Here is a 20,885-nt window from a genome sequence, read left to right as displayed (position 1 = left end):
GTGGAGCTGCCATCGTTCATCAACCCTGAATTCGTTTTCTACGGGATCGTGTTCCTGGCTGTGGTGCTGCTGCTGGAAGGCGGCTTCATCTGGTATCGCGACAATTATGGCACCAAGAAGCGCGTTTCGAAGCGCATGGCGCTGATCGAAGCCGGGGCGACATCGGAGGAAATCATCACGGCGTTGCGCCGGCAGACGACCGACATGTCGAAGTCCATGCTGCCGTCGCTGCTGCGTTATCTCGACGTCCGCATGAATCAGGCCGGTGTCCGCATGAGTGCCCAGCGCATGCTCAGCTGGATGGGCTCGGTCACGCTGCTGATCGGCTTCCTGTTCCCCCTGATCGGCGGCATCAGCGGCCAGATCACCTCCGCCGGCGCCGTTCTGCTGATCGTGCTGTTTGCCGGCGGCATCGGCATCGCGCTGCCCATCCTTTTCCTCAACTATGTTGCGGCCAAGCGGCTCAAGAAGATCGAAGCGCAGTTCCCGATCGCGCTCGACGTGCTGGTGCGCGGCCTGCGCGCCGGCTATCCGGTTTCGGGCGCGCTGGAACTGGTCGTCAACGAAATGCCCGATCCGCTGGCTTCGGAACTGGGGCTGGTGCTTGCCGAAATGAACTATGGCTCGCCCCTGCGTGACGCGCTGGAAGGCTTTGCCAACCGGGTGCAGACACCGGATATCAACATGTTCGTGGTTTCGGTGGCCATTCAGACCGAAACCGGCGGCAGCCTGGCGGAAATCCTCGACAGCCTGACCAGGGTGATCCGCGACCGGGCGGCAATGGTGCTCAAGGTCCGCGCCCTGGCGTCGGAAGGCAAGATGACCGGTACGCTGCTCACCGCCATGCCGATCATCACCTTTGTTGGCGTGTTCACCAGCCAGCCCAGTTTCTACCTGGATGTCGTCGATGATCCCTGGTTCATGCCCGGCGCGCTGGGCGTGCTGTTCCTTTATGTTCTGGGTGTCGTGATCATGCGCCGCCTGATTGCGATCAAGGTGTAACCGCGATGGCCAGCGCAAACATGGCAAACTGGATCGTGCTCGGGCTGGTGTTTGCGGCCGTGATGCTGGTCGTGCTGGCACTGGCCCCCATGGTGCTGGGCCGGTCCGATATCAAGGCGCGCCTGGCCAGCCAGGGCGGCGGCGCAGCGGTCGACAGCAGCCCGGGCAGCATCCGCAACGATCTGGTCACCTCGCGCTGGGCGCAGCTGCTGCAGGAGATCGAGGCACGCGGTCTCACCCTCACCGACGATGCCTCGGGCAAGATCACCGAGAAACTTCAGCGCGCCGGCTTTGATCAGCCCTGGGCGCCCCGCGCCTATACACTGGCCCGTGCCATCGGCACGCTGACGCTGCCCACTCTGGTCGTGATCGTGCTGGCCGTTGGCGGCAACTGGCCAGAGCCGGCCAAGCTTTACATGATGATGATGGGCGCAGCCGTTGCCGGCCTGTATCTGCCCGGCATCATCGTTGGTTCGCGCGCCGAAAACCGGGCGCAGGAAGTGCTCAACGGCTTCCCCGATACGCTCGATCTCATGCTGGTCTGCCTCGAAGCCGGGCTTGGCATCGATGCCACTTTCAGCCGCGTCGGTTCGGAAATCACCGGCTCGCACCCGCTGCTCGCCAAGTTGTTCGGCCAGGTCAGCCTGGAACTGCGTGCCGGTCGCAGCCGTGAAGTGGCGCTGCGCATGCTGGCCAAGAAGAGCGGCGTGCCGGAAATCACCGCGTTCACCACGCTGATCATCCAGTCCGACAAGCTGGGCGCATCGGTGGCATCGGCGCTGCGGGTTTATGCCGCCGAAATGCGTGAAGCCCGCCGGCTGCGCGCGGAGGAAAAGGCCCACAAGATTCCGGTGCTGCTGTCGATCCCGCTGGTCTGCTTCATGCTGCCAACCATGGTGGCAGTGCTGATGCTGCCGGCCGCGATCGGCATGAAGAACCAGATGGCGCAGGTTGAAAAGCAGAAGCAGTCAAGCCAGGCGGCGAGGGCACGATGAAGCAGGCAACCGGTCTTGTCCTCGCGCTCGCCGGTGCATCACCGGCGCTGGCGGACGGTTTTGACGCCAAGGACATCAAGTTGAGCAGTCAGGGGCTGCCCATCAATGTCCAGACCAACCAGCAGGATGAAACAGCGGCCCTGGCCGAAGGTCGCAGCCTGCTGGGGGCCGGCAATGCCGCCCAGGCGATTTCGGCGTTCCGCGTGGCGCTGGGCCAGAACGCCGGATCGGTGGCCGCGCTGAACGGCATCGCCATCGCCTACGACCGGCTGGGCCGCATCGATCTGGCCCGTCAGCATTTCGAAATGGCGCTGGCGCTGGAGCCGGACGCGGGCGACATCGCCTATAATCTGGGCTGGACCTTGCACCGCGCCGGCCTGCATCGCGACGCCATCGCCTGGTTGCAACGGGCCAGCAGCAGCGACGATGGCCGTGCCGCCGCCGCCGCCCGCCGCGCCTTGCTGCTGGTCGCCGCCGCGCTGGAAAACGCCGCCCTGGCACCTGTCATTGCTGCCGAAGCGCCGGTGCGCGTCGCCAGTGCCCGCATCGAAGCGGCACAAGCCAGCGCCCGCATCGACATGGCGAGCAGCGGTGAAGCCGTGCTGGTGCTGCCTGGCGCCGCCAGCCATTCGCTGAATGCACCGCAGCTGGCGGTCGCACAGCGCGCCGGTGGCGTGCCGGTTGCCCGGATCAACGCCAGCCTGGCGCCGGCCCGGGCCGGTGAATTGCCGCAACTGGCTGCCCCGATCACGCTGCCACAGGATGATGAAGCCGCGCTGCAGGCGCCGGCCCTGATTGCGGCCAATCTCGACGAACTGGCCGCGCTCACCATCCCGATGCCGGCCCTGTCGCTGGCAGAAGCGACCCCGGCCGCGCCGACCGCAATCACGGCTGCCGTGCTGCTGCCGCAGGTGATCAATGTCACCGACGTCCCCCCGGATTTCAGCCCGCTACTGGCCGCTGCCGAGCCGATGGCGGCGGTGCTGCTGCCGTCATTCCAGCCGGCCCCGCTGCGCCTGCTCGATCTGGCCGCCTTGCCGGAACTGGCCACCGCCACGCCGTTGGCGCCGCCCCGTTTCCTGGTGCCGGCTGCTGTCGCGATCGACTGGCTGGCGGGCTTTGACGCCTCGCGATTTGCTGTCGCCACCCAAGACCGCACCTATCGGCGCCTGGTGAACGCCCTGTCGGCACAGGCCGATCTGGCAGACATCGACGACAAGGGCGCCGTGCGGCTGGCGATTGCCCGGCTGGAAGCCCTGGTGGCCCGCATCGGAGCCTTGAATGCCTGATGGTGCCGAACCGTTCGGCCCGCTGCCAGCCGCAGCGCCGCCGCTTGCGTCACCACCAACCCAGCATGACGAGCCATTGGCTGCGCGCCCGACGCCGCTGTTCGAACTGTTTCACCGGGTCGCGTTTCTGATCCTGCTGGTTGCGCTGGCGGTGGCCGTGGCGGCCCCCGCCATGGCGCTGCCGAAGCCGCCAAGGCCCGAGCCCGCGGTTGCCGCTGCGATGCAGCCCACGGCGCCGCCCACGCGCGAGGCCCTGGCCATGCTGGATGCCGCCATCGCCGATGGCCGGCTGGACAATGCCCGCGCGCTGCTGGCGCCGATGTGGGCGAGCGGTGTGCCCGATGTGTTGCTGCGTGCCGCCGAACTGGCATTGGCCGGTGGCAGCCTGCCCGAGGCCGCCGAAGCCTTCACACGCCTGACGGATGGCCCGCTGGCAGCCGTGGCGCGACAGGGCCTGGGCATCATCCGCTTGCGCGAGGGCAAGGAAGCCGAAGCACGTCCGCTGCTGGAACAGGCCGTCGCCGCCGATCCTGGTCTGGCCCGCGCCTGGAATGCGCTCGGCGTGCTGGCCGACAAGGCGCGCGATTGGCCAGCGGCGGATGTCGCCTATGGCAAGGCCGTGGCGGCAGCCCCGCAGGATGCCGGCATATTGGCCAACCGTGGCTGGTCGCAGCTGTTGCGCGGCCATCATGAAGCCGCCGAACGTGACCTGCTGGCCGCGCTGAAGCTGCAGCCCGCGCTGAAGCCGGCGCGCACCAATCTCGCGCTGGCCCGCGCCATGCAGGGCCGCTACCAGGAAGCCTTCCTGCTCAGCGACAAGGCCAGCCTGGCCAGCGATCTCAACACCGTGGGCTATGCCGCGATGATGCGCGGCGATCTGACCGTGGCCGAAGCCTATTTCAATCGCGCCCTATCGTTGAACCCGCAGTTCGATCGTGCTGCCTGGGCCAATCTGCAATATCTGGCCGACCTGAAGGCCCAGAAGCTGCGCGAGCCCACCGCCGGACCGCAGCCGCGATCATGACCCTGGCAGATGCAGGCTTTTGGCTGATGGCGCTATCGGTGCTGGCGAGCGCCGGTTTCGATCTGCGCACCTTCGAGATCCCCGATACGATCACCGTGCTGATCATCATCGGCGTCGTGCTGTTCGGCCTGGGGACGCCCGGTTTCAACTGGGCCAGCCATGCCGCGGCCGGCGGTGTGTTCTTCGCGTTCGGCCTGCTGGCCTTTGCCCGCGGCTGGCTGGGCGGCGGCGATGTGAAGGTGATGACCGGCTGCGCCTGCTGGGCCACATTGGGGACGCTGCTGCAGCAGGTGGTGCTGATCGCCATTGCCGGCGGCGTGCTGGCATTGGTGTTGATGCTGCTGCGCCGTGGCCTGGCGCTGGCCGGCGTTACAGGCGACGATGCCCCGCGGCTGGTGCAGGTCGGGGCCGATCTGCCCTATGCCGTGGGCATCGCCGGCGGCATGGCCGTGTGGGGCTGGCGGTTCCTGCCACTGCCCTGAGCGTTGCCGACAATCCGGCAGGCTGTTGTCGCCGGATGGTCATGAAGATGAAACGACACCGTCACGGCCTTGCAGTAGCGCCGATGGGCGAGTCGGCCGCAGTGCCCCTTGCAATGGGGGTTTCCAGCATGAACAGCGCGGCACACGTGTCGCGCGCCAGCCTTTTCCCAGCCCTGATGCTGGAGCCTGGCCTGTTGGTAGCCTTTGGGGGTTTTTGCAGGGGAAAGATGCATGCGTTTGATCTGTCTGGCAGCAGGAGCTGCTCTTCTGGCAACCTCGGCGCTGGCCCATGATGGCCACGGCGGTCTGGCCGCGCGCTATCACAATCAGCCGACCAGTGGCGCTCTGCCCGGCAAGGGGCGGCAGTGGCTGGCCGGCGATCATCATATCCACTCCGAGTTCAGCGCCGACTATCAGGCCGATCCGGCCAGCCCGCAGACGGCGCCGATCCCGCTGCTCGGCAAGGACGGCCGCTATTCGATCGCCAAGAACGCCCAGATGGCGCGGCAGTTCGGCCTGCGCTGGATGGTCAGCACCGATCATGGCGGGCCAAACCACAGCAAGCTGAATTATGCACAAGCCTGGCCGGAAGTGAGCAAGGCCCGTGCCGCCGTGCCGGAAATGCTGATTTTCTACGGCATGGAATTCGACACGCCGGCCGGCGATCATTCCAGCCTGATCATCCCCTTCACCGGCGACGAACGCGACCAGTTGCGCACTATCGAATCCGGCTTTTCCAAGCGCGAACCGTGGCCGGCCGACAAGGCGTGGGATACGGAAGGCCGCATGATCGACGCGCTGAAGCTGATGCGCGACCAGAAGGCGCCGCCGGTGCTGATCGCCAATCACCCCAGCCGCTCCGCCACCGCGCCGTTCGCCTGGGGACTGTATACCCCGGCCGAATTCCGCAACTGGAACGATACCGCACCGCGCGTTGCCATCGGTATGGAAGGCGCACCAGGCCACCAGGCCGGCGCGATCAAACCGGATGGTAGCCCCGATCCCACCGGCAACCGCGGTGGCTATGGCCGTGCCCCCACGCTGGGCGGGTTCGATCAGATGACGGCGACCCTGGGCGGTTTCTGGGATTCGATGCTCGCCGAAGGCCGGCGTTGGTTCATCACCGCCACGTCGGACAGCCACAGCAACTGGCGCGATGGCGGCAATGATTTCTGGCCGGGCGAATATTCGAAAACCTATGTGCAGGCGCAGCCCAACCATGGCGATATCGTCGATGGCCTGCGATCGGGCCGCATCTTCGTCACCACCGGCGATCTCGTGTCGGAAGTGGATGTGATCGTGGCCAGCGGCGGCAAGCAGGCCGGCATCGGTGGCACGCTGATGGCGCGCAAGGGCCAGCCGCTGACCGTTACTATCCGCCTGCGCGATCCGGCGGCTGCCAATGCAGGCGGTCGCACGCCGGGGGTGGCGCGGGTTGATCTGATCACTGGCCCCGTTACCGGGCCGGTTGCGGATCGCACCACGGCACGCGCGCCGGCCACCACTGTCGCCCACCGCTTTACCGCCGCCGATTGGCGCCGGGAGGGCGAGGTGCTGACCATGACCCACCGACTCCCGGCGGTGACCGGCCCACTCTATCTGCGCGTGCGTGGCACCAGCAGCGATGAGCTGGAGCCGGCGGCTGATCCCAAGGGCGAAGACCCGTGGTCTGATCTGTGGTTCTATGCCAACCCGATCTTCGTCACCGTGAAGTGAGGGTGATGCGCGCTGTTCTGCCGCTGCTGCTGTTGTCAGCCTGCGCGCCACCTTCTGTCGCGCCGGTTGTGCAGACAGCCAACGTCGCCGCCGATGCCGAAACGGTGGCGGTGAAAAGCGGCGACGATGCTGCGGATGATCCGGCGATCTGGCGCAATGCTGCCAACCCGGCCGCCAGCCTGATCGTGGGGACTGACAAGCAAGCTGGTCTTTACGTCTATGGCCTTGATGGCCAGGTGCGCGATTTCAACAATGCCGGCCGCGTGAACAATGTCGATCTGGTGGAAACGCCGGCAGGCGTGATCGTGGCCGCCAGCGATCGCAACAATGAAGCCAATGCCCATATCGCGCTGTTTCGCCTCAACACCCAGACCGCGCGGCTGGAGCCGAACGGCCGGGTGGCGGCGGGGGCAGGCGAAGCCTATGGCCTGTGCCTGTGGGCGACGCCCGGTGCATTGACGGCGTTCATCGTCCTCAAGGATGGCGCCATCCGCCAGATCGAACTCGATCCGGCCAAGGCAACGGGCCGCATCGTGCGCACCATGAAGCTCGCCACCCAGAGCGAAGGCTGCGTTGTCGATGCCCGCACTGCCAGGCTTTATGTGGCGGAGGAAGATGTCGGCATCTGGCGCTTCGATGCGCGCGCCAGTGGCAGCTCCACGCCGGTGAAGCTGGCCGCCGCGGACGGCAAGCGGCTGGTCGCCGATGTCGAAGGACTGGCGATCGCCGCCGAAGGCGCCGGCAATGGCGGCTGGCTGGTGGCTTCCAGCCAGGGCGACAATGCCTACACCCTCTATCGCCTCGCCGACGAGCGTTTTGCCAGGCGGTTCCGGATCACCGAAGGTCGCCTGGGCAGCACCCAGGAAACCGATGGCATCGCGGTGATGACCGGCGATTTCGGCCCGGCCTTCCCGCACGGTCTGATGGTGGCCCAGGACGGCGAGAACCGCCCGGCGCAGAACTTCAAGCTGGTCGACTGGGGCAAGGTGAAGTCGGCGCTGCAGCTTCCCTGATTGATCAGATTGACCACTCGGCCCGGCTGCGCCACGCTGCCCGAAATCCATGGGGAGGCAGGCACATGCGGCTGCTGGAAGGCTATCAACGCTTCACCTTCACGCGCGGGACATTCGGTCACGACCGTGTGATCACCGCCACCATCACGGGCAATAATCCGGTGAACGGCGTTGACGAGCTGATGCACGAGGAACTCGCCCGCGTGTTCACCGATCTGCAGCAGGACAAGGGCAGCGACATCATCGTGCTGACCGGCGCCGGCCGCGCCTTCTGCGCCGGCGGTGATTTCGACTGGTTCGAGGAACAGATCGCCCATCCCAACCAGTTCCGCGATATCGGCTGGGACGCCAAACGCATCGTCACGTCCTTGCTCGACATCGAAAAGCCGGTGATCTGCCGCATGAACGGCGCTGCCGCCGGCCTGGGCGCCACCATCGCCCTGTTGTGCGACATCATCGTGGCGGATGAAAACGCCGTGATCGGCGATCCGCACGTGAAGGTCGGGCTGGTGGCGGGTGACGGCGGCGCGGTGATCTGGCCGCAGCTGATCGGCTATGCCCGCGCCAAGGAATTCCTCATGACCGGCGACCTGATCAAGGCACCGCGCGCCGAGGCGATGGGGCTGATCAACTATGCCGTGCCGACCGAACAGCTCGACGCCAAGGTGAGCGAGCTGGTGAGCAAGCTGATGAACAATCCCAAATATGCCGTGCGCTGGTCCAAGGTGGTGGCCAACCAGCCGCTCAGGGTGCTGGCGCAGCAGTTGATGGATGCCTCCATTCCCTATGAGACGCTGTCCAATCTGGCCGCCGACCGGGCCGAGGCCGTGCGCGCCTTCCGCGAACGCCGCCCGCCCAAGCTGACGGGGGAATGATGGCACCGCCCTTGCCGCCTGTCACCTTCACCGATGAGCCCGAGCATGTCGGCCAGCTGCGCGACACCATCCGGCGGTTCGTGGCGCAGCATGCCCCGCGCGAAGCCCGCATCCAGTGGGACCGCGATCATCGCTGGCCGCGCGATGTTTATGCCGAACTCAACAAATTGGGTCTGACCGCGCTGACCGTTCCAGAGCAATATGGCGGGGCTGGTCAGGATCTGGTCGCCGCCATCGCGGTGATCGAAGAACTGGCGCAGGCCGGGCCATGCCTCGCCGGCCCCTATATCCACACCGCCTTCTATGGCGGCATGAACCTGTCTGAAAACGGCAGCGCCGAGCAGAAGGCGCAGTTCCTGCCCCGGCTGGCGAAGGGCGAATTGTTCTTCGCCTATGGCCTGTCCGAACCCGATGTCGGCGGCGATCTTGCCAGCGTCACCACCCGCGCGCGCCTTGAAGGCGACGAAGTGATCATCGACGGTGCCAAGCGCTGGTGCACGGGGGCGGACTGGAGCGACTATATCTACGCGCTGGTACGCTCCGGCCCCGCGGAAGACCGCTATCGCAACCTGTCGTTCGTGCTGATCCCGACGAACGCCGCCGGCGTGCGGATGCAGGATATCCACCACGCCAACCTGCGCTACACGGCCAGCCAGGACGTGTATTTCGACAGCGTGCGGGTGCCGGCGGGCAACATTGTTGGCGGCCCGGCGATGTGGAACCAGGGCTGGAAGCTGCTGGCCGGCCGCGCGCTGGATGTCGAGAAGCTGGAGATCACCGCGGTGGCCTTCGGCATCGCCCGCGCTGCGCTGGATGAAGCGTGGGATTATGCCCAGCAACGTGTGCAGTTCGGCAAGGCCATCAGCCAGCACCAGGCCATCCGCCACAAATTGGTGGTGGCCCGCACGAAACTGCAGGCGGCGCGGCACATGCTCTATCACGCGGCGTGGCTGGCCAATGAAGGCCGGCCGTGCAGTGCCGAAACCAGCATGGCGAAATTGTTCGTGGCCGATGTGGGCGTGGAAATCGCGCTGGCCTGCCAGCAGGTGATCGGTTCCTATGCGCTGTCGGACGCATTCGACATGGAACGCCACGTGCGCGATCTGCTGGGCATGCCGATCGTGGGCGGTTCGAGCGACATGCAGAAGAATAATCTCGCCAGCCTGTGGAAGCTGTGATGATCGCCGAAGCCCTGCTGCAGACGGTCGCCGCCCGCGCTGCCGATACCGAACAGCAGCGCCGCCTGCCCGCCGATCTGGCGGCGGAACTGGCGCAGGCCGGGCTGTTCCGGATGCTGGTGCCCACATCGCTGGGCGGCGCGGAGGTGGATGTCGCCACCCTGTTCACCACGCTCGAACAGCTCGGCCGCGCCGATGCGGCCACCGGCTGGTGCGTGATGATCGGCGGCACCACGGCGCTGATTTCGGCGTGGTTGCCAGAGGACCACGCGCGCGAGATCTGGGCCGATCCCAATGTCATCACCGTCGGCGTGTTCGCGCCCATGGGCCGGGCGCAGCTGGACGGCGCTGAGTATGTCGTCTCCGGCCGCTGGGCCTGGGGGTCGGGCAGCGCCAATTGCAGCTGGCTGCTCGGCGGCGCGGTGATCATGGAGGGAGCCGACATGCGCCGCCTGCCCAATGGCGCCCCCGATCACCGCATGATGGTGATGCGCCGCCAAGAGGTCGAACTGATCGACACCTGGGATGCGCTGGGCATGCGCGGCACCGGATCGGGCGACTTGGCGGCCAAGGAAGTGCGCGTGCCGCAGGGCCGCAGCGTGTCCTTCATAACCGATACGCCGCGTGAAACCGGCCCGCTCTATCGTTTCGCCCCGTTTGGCCTGCTGGCGCTGGGCATTGCGGCGGTGGCCAGCGGCAATGCGCTCGGCGCACTCGATGATCTGAAGGCGCTGGCTGTCGCCAAGAAAGGGCAGGGCAGCAGCCGCAGCCTTGCCGAACGCGGCGTCGTGCAGGCCGATTTCGCCGTGGCGCAGGCCGATCTCGATGCCGCCCGCGCCCTCGTCCACGCCGAAATCGCCGCGGCATGGGAGCGGGTGGTGGCCGGTGACACGCTCGATCTGCCTGCCCGTGCCCGGCTGCGGCTGGCGGCGACACGGCTCACCCAGGTTTCGGCGCGGGTAGCGGCCAAGATGCACGAGCTGGCCGGCGGCACCTCGGTCTATGCCAGTCATCCGCTGAACCGCCGTTTCCGCGATGCGCATGTGGCGACCCAGCACGTCATGGTCGCCCCGCCAACGCTGGAGCTGGCGGGACGTGTGTTGTTGGGGCTGCCGGTGGATGCATCGATGCTTTAGGCCAATTGGCGTTTCAGCAGGCGGCCAAACAGCCACCAGCTGCCGATCGCATAGAGCATGACGTTCAGCCCGATCACCATCGTCCAGAACTGCATCGGATCAAAACCTTCCATGATGCCGAAGCGCGGGTTGGTGAACACCTGGCTGAAGCCGGCCATCATCAGGCCCAGCCAGCTGTAGGCCATCTGGATCTTGTGCGTTTTCAGATCGGCCGGCTGGTGATTGCGCAGCCATTTGCGCAGCGCCCACATGCCGGTGACCAGCGAATAGAGGCTGACAAAGGCAAGGATGTGAAACGGCAGGAACTTGGTATCCGGCCGGTAACTGGCCAGCGCGCCGATGTTGCACACCAGCATCGCCGGCACATAGAGCCGCCCGGCCAGTGCGTGGCCCGGTGAGCCCTGGCGGGCAACCATCTGATACAGGCCCAGCGGCATGGCCAGGCAGGCCGCAACAAGGTGCGCCAGCAGCAGGGGCGAGAGGTTGGCAAGCATGGGAAAACCTTTCATGAGCGGGTTGAACGCCGCATCTCTGGCGGCCATCTGCCCCTTGCCGCAACGCCGCTTTCGCCTATCATGCCAGTCGCTTCGCCAATCCTGCGCAGGACCGGATTCACGCTTCGTGGAATCGACACTCAGCCTTTCGCGCGCCACCGCGCCGCCGCTGCGCCCGATGATCGCCGGCACATTGTTTGCCGTGGTCGCGTGCGCGCTCACCGGGCCGTTCGATACCTTGCGGCTGCCGCTGCCCAGCCGGCTGGTGTTCTGGCTGGTGCTGATCGGCTGGAACAGCGTGAAATGGTGGCTGTGGTATGCGTGGGCAGGGCCGCGCACCACCAGTCGGCGCGCGGCAGTGCTGGTTGCACTGGCCGGCACAGTGCTGCTCAACGCAACGCTGCCGCTGGAGATTGATCTGATGTTCCGCGCCATTGGGCAGCCGCAGGCGCTGTCATGGGCGGGCCTGTATCTGTCCGCGCTGCTGGTGGCGGGATCGATTTCGGCGCTGGTTGCGGTGATCCGGGGCGGGCGGGCGGTGCTGCCCGATGCGCCGCCGGTTGATGTCGCCACGCCTTCTCTGCTCGCCCAGCGCGCAGGGTTGACCGATCTGGCGGGCGTGTTGATGGTGGCAGCCGAAGATCATTACCTGCGGCTGGTTCTTGCTGATGGCCCGAACCATTACCGGCGCCCGCTGGTGCTGTTCCGCCTGAGCGATGCGCTGCCGGAACTGGCGGCTTGCAACGGCGCGCAGGTGCATCGCAGCGCATGGGTCGCCCGCCGCCACGTTGCCGGCGCGCGGCGCGACGGCCGGCGCTGGCTGTTGGTGCTGGCTGATGGCACAAGCCAAGCGATCAGCGAAACGCACTTGCCAGCCCTGCGCGCGGCGGGCTGGCTTCAGACAAAGCTGTAGGGATCGACATCCACCACCACGCGCACCGAGGAGGGCAGCGCGGCACCGCCCACCCACTCTCGCAATATCGCTGGCAACGGCAGGTCCCGCCTTGCCTGCACCAGCAGCCGGTGACGGTGCCTTCCGCGCAGCATGGCCAGCGGCGCCGGGGCAGGGCCGAGCACCATCAATCCCTCGCGTTGCGGCGCGGCGGCGCCCAGCGCATCGGCAGCGGATTTGGCGGCGGCGGCGTCTTCGGAAGACACGATCAGCGCCGCCAGTCGCCCGAACGGCGGCAGGCCCAGATCGCGCCGCGCTTCGATCTCGGCGGCGAAGAAGGCGGCGGCATCGCCCTTGCCCAGCGCCTGCATGATCGGCGCTTTCGGCTGGTGGGTCTGGATCAGCACGCGGCCCGGTTTCACCCCGCGCCCGGCGCGGCCGGCGGCCTGCATGATCTGCTGCCAGGTGCGCTCGCCAGCGCGCAGATCGCCGCCCGACAGGCCCAGGTCCGCATCGACGACGCCGACCAGCGTGAGATCGGGGAAATGATAGCCCTTGGTCACCATCTGGGTGCCGATGATCACGTCAATCTCGCGCGCCTCCACCGCTGCCACCAGTGCGGCGGCGCGGGCCGGCGAGGTGATGGTGTCGCTGGTGACCACGGCGGTGCGCGCTGCCGGCCAGGTGCGGCGCACTTCCTCGGCAATGCGCTCGACGCCCGGGCCACACGCCACCAGGTGATCGGCCTCGCCGCATTCCGGGCATTGTTCGGGCACTGGCATCTGGTGGCCGCAATGGTGGCAGGCCAGCCGGCGCGACAGGCGATGCTCCACCATCCAGGCGGTGCAATTGGGGCACTGGATGCGGTTACCGCAGGCCCGGCACAGGGTGAGCGGGGCATAGCCGCGCCGGTTGAGGAACAGCAGCGACTGTTCGCCCCTGGCCAGCGTATCGGTGATGGCGGCGACCAGCACGGGGGAGAGCCAGGTGCCGCGCGTCGGCGGATGCCGGGTCATGTCGACCAGCGCCACTTCCGGCAGTTCCGCGCCGCCGAACCGGCTGGGCAACACCAGTTGACGGTAGGTGCCGCGGCTGGCCAGAACCTGGGTTTCGATGGCCGGGGTGGCGGTGGCGAGCACGACAGGCAAGCCCTCCATGCGCCCGCGCATTACCGCCACGTCGCGGGCGTGATAATGCACGCCCTCTTCCTGCTTGAAGCTGGCTTCGTGGGCTTCATCGACGATGATGGTTTTCAGGTTAGCATAAGGCAGGAACAGCGCCGAGCGCGCGCCGACCACCACCTTGGCCCGGCCATCGGCAATGGCGGCCCATGCGGCGCGGCGCTCGCTGGTCTTGAGGTCGCTGTGCCACGCCAGCGGTTGGCAGCCAAAACGTGCGGCAAACCGCGCCAGCCACGGTGCGGTGAGCGCGATTTCCGGCACCATCACCAGCGCCTGGCCGCCCTGCCGGATCGCCTGCGCCACGGCATCGAAATAGACCTCGGTCTTGCCGGACCCGGTGACGCCTTCCAGCAGGATCGGCGCGAATTCGCCCGCATCCACAGCGGCAATCAGTTCGTCAGCCACCGCCTGCTGATCGGCCGAAAGCGCCGGCGGTGCAAACGCCGGATCGGGCTGCGGCGGGGTGACATCGCCCGCCACACGCTCGGCAATCAGTGTTCCGGCGGTGACGAGGCCGCGAACCACCGCCTCTGAAACCCCGGCCATGCGGGCCAGATCACGCGCGGTTCCTTGGCGGCCTTCAAGCCGCTCCAGCGCCTTGGTGCGTTCCGGGGTCAGCCGTTTCGGCACCGGGCCGCCCAGCCGATATTCGATGAACTCTCGCGGTGACAGGAACGCCACCGACGGCCACGCCATGCGCACCACCGATTGCAGCGACGCGACATAATAATCGGCGGTCCATTCGATCAGGCGGCGCAGCGGTTCGGCCAGCGGCGGCAGGTCGAGCCGGGCCACCACCGGGCGCAATTTGCTCGCCGGCACCTCGGGCGCGGCCAGCCGGTCGGCATCCCACACCACGCCGATGATACGGCGCGGGCCCAGCGGCACTTCCACCGCGTCACCCGGCTGCAGCGCCATGCCGTCGGGCACGGCATAATCCAGCGCCCCCAGCCCGTGCTGGAAAGGGATGACGCAGACACGGTCAGTCATGGGCTGCGCCATCTTGAAACCGTGCAACCAGCCCAGCACCGCTCATGCCGAGCTTGTCGAGGCACTGCGCCAGCTGTGGTGCGTGCCTCGACAAGCTCGGCATGAGCGGATTTGTGTTTGTGGCTGGAGTGAGGGACAGGTTCACCATCCGACAGATAGGCAAGTCAGCCTCCACATGCTAGGCGCGCCGCACAGCAAAGAGGCCCCGCATGATCCCCCGCTATTCCCGCCCCGACATGGTCCGCATCTGGGAACCGGAAGCCCGTTTCCGCATCTGGTTCGAGATCGAGGCGCACGCGACGCAGAAGCTTGCCGATCTCGGCGTCGTGCCGCAGAGCGCCGCCAAGGCGCTCTGGGATTGGTGGGCGACGAAGCCGGCCATCGACGTTGCCGCCATCGACGCCATCGAAGCCGTGACCAAGCATGACGTGATCGCCTTCCTCGATTGGGTGGCGCAGCAGGTTGGCCCGGAAGCGCGCTTCATGCACCAGGGCATGACCAGCAGCGACGTGCTGGATACATGCCTCGCCGTGCAGCTCGCCCGCGCGTCGGACCTGCTGCTTGCCGACATGGATGCCCTGCTCGCCGCCATCAAGCGCCGCGCGCTGGAGCACAAATTCACCCCCACCATGGGCCGCAGCCACGGCATCCATGCCGAGCCGACCACCTTTGGCGTCAAGCTGGCGCAGGCCCATGCCGAGTTCGACCGTTGCCGCGCCCGGCTGGTGGCGGCGCGCGCCGATATCGCCACCTGCGCGATTTCCGGCGCGGTCGGCACCTTCGCCAACGTTGATCCGCAGGTGGAGGAATATGTCGCCGAACAGCTTGGCTTGGTCGTGGAGCCGGTTTCCACACAGGTCATCCCGCGTGATCGCCATGCCATGTTCTTTGCGACACTGGGCGTGATCGCCAGCAGCATCGAGCGGCTGGCCACCGAAATCCGCCACCTGCAGCGCACCGAAGTGCTGGAGGCGGAGGAGTATTTCAGCCCCGGGCAGAAGGGCAGCAGCGCCATGCCGCACAAGCGCAACCCGGTGCTGACCGAGAATCTCACCGGCCTGGCCCGCATGGTTCGCTCCGCCGTCACCCCGGCGCTGGAAAATGTCGCGCTGTGGCACGAGCGCGACATCAGCCACAGTTCCGTGGAGCGCTACATCGGCCCGGATGCGACGGTGACGCTGGATTTCGCACTGGCGCGGCTGACCGGTGTGGTGGACAAGTTGCTGGTCTATCCCGAACGGATGGAAAAGAATCTCAACCGCATGGGCGGCCTCATCCATTCGCAGCGCATCCTGCTGGCGCTGACCCAGGCCGGGCTGACCCGCGACGACAGCTATCGGCTGGTGCAGCGCAACGCCATGAAGGTATGGGAGTCCGATGGTGCCCTCAGCCTGCTCGATCTGTTGAAGGCCGATGCCGATGTGACCGCTCGCCTCAGCCACGCCGAACTGGAATCGCTGTTCGACCTCGGCTACCACTTCAAGCACGTCGATACGATCTTTGCGCGCGTGTTCGGTTGAACCCCTTTCGCTCTGGAGCCTGCCCGATGAAGCTGATTCTTGCCGCCATTCTTGCTGCCCTGCCTGCCGCCGCTCTGGCTCAGACGGCGGAAACGCCAGCCGCGCCCGCTGCGGCGGCGGCAACCCTCGATACGCCGATCGAAGTGCTGATCGCGGCTGAAAAGACCAAGGCCATTCTCGATGCCCGCGTGCCGGGCCTGACCAGCCATCCGATGCTGGACCAGTTCAAGGCGATGAGCCTGAAGCAGCTGCAGCCGATGGCCGGCGGCCAGCTCACCGACGCCATGCTGGAAGCGGTTGCGGCCGATCTGGCCAGCGGCAAATGAGGCGCGTCTTGCCCGGCAAGGCCAGTTGATGGCAGCGTGCCGGGCATGACCGACCAAAGGAAAATCTGGCTGACGGCTGACGACCTGCTGGGCGACAGTTTCCGGCTGGCGCGGCAGGTGCTGGAAAGCGGCTTCCGCCCCACGCACCTGGTGGGCATCTGGCGTGGCGGGGCGCCGATCGGCATCGCCGTGCAGGAATTTTTCGATGTGCACGGCGTGGAATGCGATCACATCGCCATCCGCACGGCGAGCTATACCGGTATCGACCAGCAGTCGAAGACGGTCAAAGTCTATGCGCTGGGCTATCTCATCGACACGCTCAATGCCGATGACCGCCTGCTGGTGATCGACGATGTGTTCGATTCCGGCCGCAGCATCGAGGCGGTGCTGACCGAACTCAAGGCGCGCTGCCGCGCCAACATGCCGGCCGATATCCGCATCGCCACCGTGTGGTACAAGCCGGCGCGCAACCAGACGGCGCTGAAGCCCGATTATTTCATCCACGAAAGCAACGAGTGGCTGGTCTTCCCGCACGAGATCGACGGGCTGACATCGGCCGAAATCCGCGCCCACAAGCCGGCCGCAGACGTGATCCTGGCGCCGATCGAGGGCCTCACCAAGTGACAGGCTTTGCGTCGCGCGCGGCCCGTGCCGCCTTCATCGCCGGCCTGCCCAAGGCCGAACTGCACCTGCACATCGAAGGCAGCCTGGAACCGGAGATGATGTTCGCGCTGGCGAAGCGCAATGGCATCAGCCTCGCCTTCGACAGTGTCGATGCCATCCGTGCCGCCTATGATTTCGCCAAGCTGCAGGATTTTCTCGACATCTACTACCAGGGCATGGCGGTGCTGCTCACCGAGCAGGACTTCTTCGATCTCACCAGCGCCTATCTGAACCGCGCCGCCGCCGATGGTGTGCGCCATGTCGAGATCTTCTTCGATCCGCAGGGCCACACCGCACGCGGCGTACCGATGGCCAATGTGGTGGGCGGCATCGCCCGCGCGTTGGCCGAGGCGCAGGAACGCGGAATCACGTCGCGGTTGATCATGTGCTTCCTGCGCCACTTGTCCGAAGCGGCTGCGGAGACGACGCTTGACGAAGCCTTGCCTTACCTGTCGCTGATCCACGGTGTCGGGCTGGATTCGAGCGAAGTCGGCCACCCGCCGGCAAAGTTTGCCCGCGTCTTCGCCCGGGCTCGCAGCCTTGGCCTGAAAATCGTCGCCCATGCCGGCGAGGAAGGCCCGCCCGATTATGTGTGGCAGGCGCTGGACGTGCTGCAGGTGGACCGCATCGATCACGGCAATCGCGCGCTGGAAGATGACGCGCTGGTGCAACGCATTGTCAGCGACGGGCTCACCCTCACCGTTTGCCCGCTGTCCAACCTGAAGCTGTGCGTGGTGAACGATCTCGCCGGCCACCCGCTGCGCCGCATGCTGCAGGCCGGGTTGAAAGCGACGGTGAACAGCGACGATCCAGCGTATTTTGGTGGTTACGTGAATGCCAATTTCGTCGCGGTGGCTGATGCGCTCGACCTGACGCGCGACGAGATCATCATGCTCGCCCGCAACAGTTTCATCGGCAGTTTCCTGCCGCTGGCCGAACAGGCCGCCCATCTGGGCGCCATCGACAGCTTTGCCGCCACATATTGACCGCACGCGGTGCAGCCAGCATCAACAGGCAGAATTCCGGGGAGTGATCATGACCAAGGCCGATATCGGGTTGAACAGCTGGTTCAGCCGGCGCGTGCAGCAAACGCCGCACCGGCCGGCCCTTACCTTCGAAGGCGCCACCCGCAGCTACGCGCAGATGGGCGATGCCGTGAACCGGCTGGCGACCGCGTTGAAGGCTGGCGGGGTCTGCCGAGGCGATCGGGTGGCCTATCTCGGGCTCAACAACCCGCTCTATTTCGATCTGCTGTTTGCCACCGCCCGCCTGGGCGCCATCTTCGTGCCGCTGAATTTCCGCCTGACGGGGCCGGAACTCGATTACATCATCAACGATGCCGGCGTGCACACGCTGGTGGTCGATGGCCCGCACCGGCCGGTGATCGACAGCGTGCGGAGCAGCCTCTGCTGCCGGCACTTCCTGTCCGCTGATGGCCCCGCTGATGGTTGGCAGCCGATCACGGAATTCGTGGGCGATGCGGCGCCGCTGGCCGATCGCGTGGAAACCGCCGAGGATGATGTCGCGGTGATCATGTACACATCGGGCACCACCGGCCGGCCCAAGGGTGCCATGCTCACCCACGGCAATTTCTGGTGGGCCAATATCAACGGCGCGCTGGGGGCCGATGTGTCCGAGAAGGACGTGAGCCTGGTGATGGCGCCGCTGTTCCACATCGGTGGCCTGAACGTCACGCCCTTGAGCTGCTGGCAGAAGGGCGGCCATGTCGTGCTGCACCGCGCCTTCGATCCGGCGCGTTTCCTTGCGGATGTGCGCGAATATCGCATCACCACCACGTTCGCGGTGCCGGCGATGCTGCTGTTTGTGGCGCAACAGCCGGATTTCGAAGCGGCTGATCTGTCGTCCTTGCGCGTCATCATGTGCGGTGGCGCGCCGGTGCCAGAGCCGTTGCTGCGGCTCTACAACGCCCGCGGCATTCCGATGAACCAGGGCTATGGCCTCACCGAAACCGCGCCGTCGGGCACCTATCTCGGCCCGGATTTTGCGTTGGCCAAGCTGGGTTCGGCCGGCAAGCCGATGTTCTTCGTCGATCTGAAGATCGTTGCCGAAGATGGCCGCACCCCGCTGGGTCCGAACGAGCGCGGCGAAGTGATCATGCGCGGGCCCAACATCATGCGCGGATACTGGAACAAGCCCGAAGCCACGGCTGCGGCCATCGATGCCGAAGGCTGGTTCCACAGCGGCGACATCGGCTATCTGGACGAGGACGGCTTCCTGTATATCTGCGACCGGCTGAAAGACATGATCATCAGCGGCGGCGAGAATATCTACCCGGCCGAGGTGGAAGCCGTGATCTATGATCATCCCGCCGTTGCCGAAGTCGCCATCATCGGCGAACCCAATGAGAAATGGGGCGAAAGCGTTACCGCCATCGCCGTGCTGAAGCCGGGCACCAGCCTTGATCTGGAAACCCTGCGGGCCTGGGCGAACGAGCGGCTGGCCCGCTACAAGCTGCCAACCCGGCTGGAGATCATCGACGTGCTGCCGCGCAACCCGGCCGGCAAGGTGCTGAAGTTCGAACTGCGCAGCCGGTTCCGGCGCTAACGCGCCACGGGATCAGCGGGGGGGCGCCACTGCGGCCGGCAGATCCCGGCCATATTTCAGGAAGGCCGCCTTCACGTCCGGCCGTGCCTTCAGCGCGCGCATGGCGGCCTTGGTCAGCTTGTCCGGCGCGTTCGGCCGGTCGTTGATCAGGAAGGGCTGCAGTTCGAACAGCGCGTCGTCTCTCGTGTCTTCGGCGTCCAGCCGCTTGATCAGCACGGCCGCAGCGGCATCCAGCCGGCCAAGGCAGGACAGCGCCGCCTGTACGGCGCGATTGTTGCCATCCTTGCTCCAGCCTGCCGGCAGGGTGGCGGCGGCGGCCTGCGCGTCGGCCATCTTGCCGGAACGCGCCAGCGCGCACACCTTGACGCCGGCCAGGGCATGGCGGCCATAATCATTCAGATCCGCGCTGCTCGCGGCGGCCACGCGGGCCAGCGCATCGGCATGGCGACCGGCTTCCTCGGCCATGTCGGCACCGACGATGCGGAATGACAGCTGGCTGGGCCGGCCTTCGGCGGGCAGGGCCGCCACCGCGTCGATCACCGCTAGCGCTTCATCAAAGCGGCCGGCATCGGCCAGCAGCGCGGCCTTCAGATTCAGCGTCCATAATTCGCGGTTGTTCAGCTTGGCCAGTGCTTCGGGGGTGGCGCCGATATCCTTGATGCGCTCCAGCGCCTCGGGTTCCTTGCTGGCGATGTTGAGCGCCTCGGCGACGCCAGCCCGGGCGACGATCGATTGCGGATTGGCGGTCAGCTGCTTTTCCGCGGCGGCGATGAAGGCGGCATCGGCGATATCGGCACCCGGGCCAAGCCGGGCTTCCAGCGCCGGCCACAGCGACTGATAGCGGCGATCGATGGCCAGGCGGGCGATATTGGCGGTGTTGATCAGCGCCGCGATGATCGGCGCCGCATCGTCCAGCCGGTCGCGCTTGGCCAGCCCGGCAATCACCCTGAGCCGCAGCCCGTCGCCGTCGCTCACCGTCTCGTCGGGCGGCGCATGGTTGGCCGCGACCAGCGTATAGGCCAGGTCAAAGCTGCGCTGATCGTCGCTGGCCACGCTGCGCTGCACGTCGTTGATCAGCTCGTTCGGCAGGTCAGCCAGCCACTTGGGATTGGATTCCGCCACCAGCTGCAGCGTTTGCGCCGCGCCGTTCACATCGCCGGTAATGGCGCGCAGCACGAACAATTGGCGCAGCAGCAGCGGCGTGGGGTTCAGCGTCGAGTCCACCGCCAGTTCGATGGCGGCGCGGGCCTCGGCAAATTTGCCGGTGCGGGCCAGCGCGAAACTGCGCAGGCCTTCCACCTGGCCCTTTTCGGCAGGCAGATCGGATTGCGCCAGCAGCTCGTCCAGGATGGTCAGCGCTTCGGCGGGTTTGCCGGCATCCACCAGCGCGGCGGCTTGCGCCAGACGCTCGGCCCGCTGCGGTGCCGCACCGGGCGTGGCGCCGGTCATCGCACTGGGCGCCGCCGCGATCAGCAGGGCGGCCAGCGGTGCCAGCAAAAAGACCGGTTTGAAACGACGCATCATGGCCCCACAGTAACGGCAAT

General features: G+C 66.6%; 19 protein-coding genes. 16 read left to right on the top strand and 3 right to left on the bottom strand.

Annotated features, from left to right (window positions below; all coding sequences use genetic code 11):
* The 10 genes from D619_RS0108280 (at nucleotide 1) to D619_RS0108235 (ending at nucleotide 10,710) form a co-directional block, all read left to right on the top strand.
* On the top strand, nucleotides 1–1,002 hold the full coding sequence (locus tag D619_RS0108280) for a type II secretion system F family protein (RefSeq protein WP_017668117.1): 1,002 nt from the start codon (nucleotides 1–3) through the stop codon (nucleotides 1,000–1,002).
* 5 nt (nucleotides 1,003–1,007) lie between these two features.
* Nucleotides 1,008–1,997, top strand: coding sequence for a type II secretion system F family protein (locus tag D619_RS16105; RefSeq protein ID WP_017668116.1), 990 nt, complete (start codon nucleotides 1,008–1,010; stop codon nucleotides 1,995–1,997).
* Nucleotides 1,994–3,286, top strand: coding sequence for a tetratricopeptide repeat protein (locus D619_RS17265; RefSeq protein ID WP_017668115.1), 1,293 nt, complete (start codon nucleotides 1,994–1,996; stop codon nucleotides 3,284–3,286). The genes D619_RS16105 and D619_RS17265 overlap by 4 nt, the downstream gene beginning before the upstream one ends.
* Complete coding sequence (locus D619_RS0108265) at nucleotides 3,279–4,310, top strand: tetratricopeptide repeat protein (protein ID WP_017668114.1); 1,032 nt, start codon at nucleotides 3,279–3,281, stop codon at nucleotides 4,308–4,310. The genes D619_RS17265 and D619_RS0108265 overlap by 8 nt, the downstream gene beginning before the upstream one ends.
* Complete coding sequence (locus D619_RS17260; RefSeq protein ID WP_017668113.1) at nucleotides 4,307–4,792, top strand: prepilin peptidase; 486 nt, start codon at nucleotides 4,307–4,309, stop codon at nucleotides 4,790–4,792. Before D619_RS0108265 ends, D619_RS17260 begins: the two co-directional genes overlap by 4 nt.
* Before the next feature lie 231 nt (nucleotides 4,793–5,023).
* On the top strand, nucleotides 5,024–6,508 hold the full coding sequence (locus tag D619_RS0108255; protein WP_017668112.1) for a hypothetical protein: 1,485 nt from the start codon (nucleotides 5,024–5,026) through the stop codon (nucleotides 6,506–6,508).
* A 5-nt stretch (nucleotides 6,509–6,513) separates the two neighbouring features.
* Nucleotides 6,514–7,521: a phytase gene (locus tag D619_RS0108250; RefSeq protein WP_017668111.1), complete on the top strand. Its 1,008-nt coding sequence runs from the start codon at nucleotides 6,514–6,516 to the stop codon at nucleotides 7,519–7,521.
* A gap of 65 nt (nucleotides 7,522–7,586) precedes the next feature.
* Entirely contained in the window at nucleotides 7,587–8,396 is an 810-nt protein-coding gene (locus D619_RS0108245; protein WP_017668110.1) for an enoyl-CoA hydratase-related protein, read from the top strand.
* Nucleotides 8,393–9,574: an acyl-CoA dehydrogenase family protein gene (locus D619_RS0108240; RefSeq protein WP_017668109.1), complete on the top strand. Its 1,182-nt coding sequence runs from the start codon at nucleotides 8,393–8,395 to the stop codon at nucleotides 9,572–9,574. Before D619_RS0108245 ends, D619_RS0108240 begins: the two co-directional genes overlap by 4 nt.
* On the top strand, nucleotides 9,574–10,710 hold the full coding sequence (locus tag D619_RS0108235) for an acyl-CoA dehydrogenase family protein (RefSeq protein ID WP_017668108.1): 1,137 nt from the start codon (nucleotides 9,574–9,576) through the stop codon (nucleotides 10,708–10,710). Before D619_RS0108240 ends, D619_RS0108235 begins: the two co-directional genes overlap by 1 nt.
* Here D619_RS0108235 and D619_RS18060 read toward each other — a convergent pair.
* Nucleotides 10,707–11,204 carry a DUF2306 domain-containing protein gene (locus D619_RS18060; protein ID WP_193743275.1) on the bottom strand — a complete coding sequence of 166 codons (498 nt, stop codon included), beginning with the start codon at nucleotides 11,202–11,204 and terminating at the stop codon, nucleotides 10,707–10,709. The two genes, D619_RS0108235 and D619_RS18060, sit on opposite strands and share 4 nt — an antisense overlap.
* A 127-nt stretch (nucleotides 11,205–11,331) precedes the next feature.
* Here D619_RS18060 and D619_RS0108225 point away from each other — a divergent pair, with 127 nt between their 5' ends.
* Nucleotides 11,332–12,117: a LytTR family transcriptional regulator DNA-binding domain-containing protein gene (locus D619_RS0108225; RefSeq protein WP_017668106.1), complete on the top strand. Its 786-nt coding sequence runs from the start codon at nucleotides 11,332–11,334 to the stop codon at nucleotides 12,115–12,117.
* On the opposite strand, the gene D619_RS0108220 is transcribed toward D619_RS0108225, so the two are convergent.
* Entirely contained in the window at nucleotides 12,102–14,267 is a 2,166-nt protein-coding gene (locus D619_RS0108220) for a primosomal protein N' (protein WP_033373257.1), read from the bottom strand. The two genes, D619_RS0108225 and D619_RS0108220, sit on opposite strands and share 16 nt — an antisense overlap.
* Before the next feature lie 209 nt (nucleotides 14,268–14,476).
* Here D619_RS0108220 and purB point away from each other — a divergent pair, with 209 nt between their 5' ends.
* Genes purB through D619_RS0108195 form a run of 5 tightly spaced genes read left to right on the top strand, consistent with a single transcriptional unit; the run spans nucleotide 14,477 to nucleotide 19,341 of the window.
* Complete coding sequence (purB, locus tag D619_RS0108215) at nucleotides 14,477–15,787, top strand: adenylosuccinate lyase (RefSeq protein ID WP_017668104.1); 1,311 nt, start codon at nucleotides 14,477–14,479, stop codon at nucleotides 15,785–15,787.
* Between the two features lie 26 nt (nucleotides 15,788–15,813).
* Complete coding sequence (locus tag D619_RS0108210) at nucleotides 15,814–16,113, top strand: hypothetical protein (protein ID WP_017668103.1); 300 nt, start codon at nucleotides 15,814–15,816, stop codon at nucleotides 16,111–16,113.
* A 45-nt stretch (nucleotides 16,114–16,158) separates the two neighbouring features.
* A complete protein-coding gene (locus tag D619_RS0108205; protein ID WP_017668102.1) occupies nucleotides 16,159–16,737 on the top strand; it encodes a phosphoribosyltransferase family protein in 579 nt (192 codons plus the stop codon).
* Nucleotides 16,734–17,762: an adenosine deaminase gene (locus tag D619_RS0108200; protein WP_017668101.1), complete on the top strand. Its 1,029-nt coding sequence runs from the start codon at nucleotides 16,734–16,736 to the stop codon at nucleotides 17,760–17,762. Before D619_RS0108205 ends, D619_RS0108200 begins: the two co-directional genes overlap by 4 nt.
* A 49-nt stretch (nucleotides 17,763–17,811) precedes the next feature.
* Complete coding sequence (locus D619_RS0108195) at nucleotides 17,812–19,341, top strand: long-chain fatty acid--CoA ligase (protein WP_017668100.1); 1,530 nt, start codon at nucleotides 17,812–17,814, stop codon at nucleotides 19,339–19,341.
* 12 nt (nucleotides 19,342–19,353) lie between these two features.
* Here the strand turns inward: D619_RS0108195 and D619_RS0108190 are convergent, their stop codons facing one another.
* Nucleotides 19,354–20,865, bottom strand: a complete 1,512-nt coding sequence (locus tag D619_RS0108190; protein ID WP_017668099.1) for a hypothetical protein — start codon at nucleotides 20,863–20,865, stop codon at nucleotides 19,354–19,356.
* Nucleotides 20,866–20,885: the final 20 nt, after the last annotated feature.

This window comes from Sandarakinorhabdus sp. AAP62 (genome assembly GCF_000331225.1).
Lineage (GTDB): Bacteria > Pseudomonadota > Alphaproteobacteria > Sphingomonadales > Sphingomonadaceae > Sandarakinorhabdus.
This window is presented reverse-complemented; position numbering and strand designations above follow the sequence as displayed.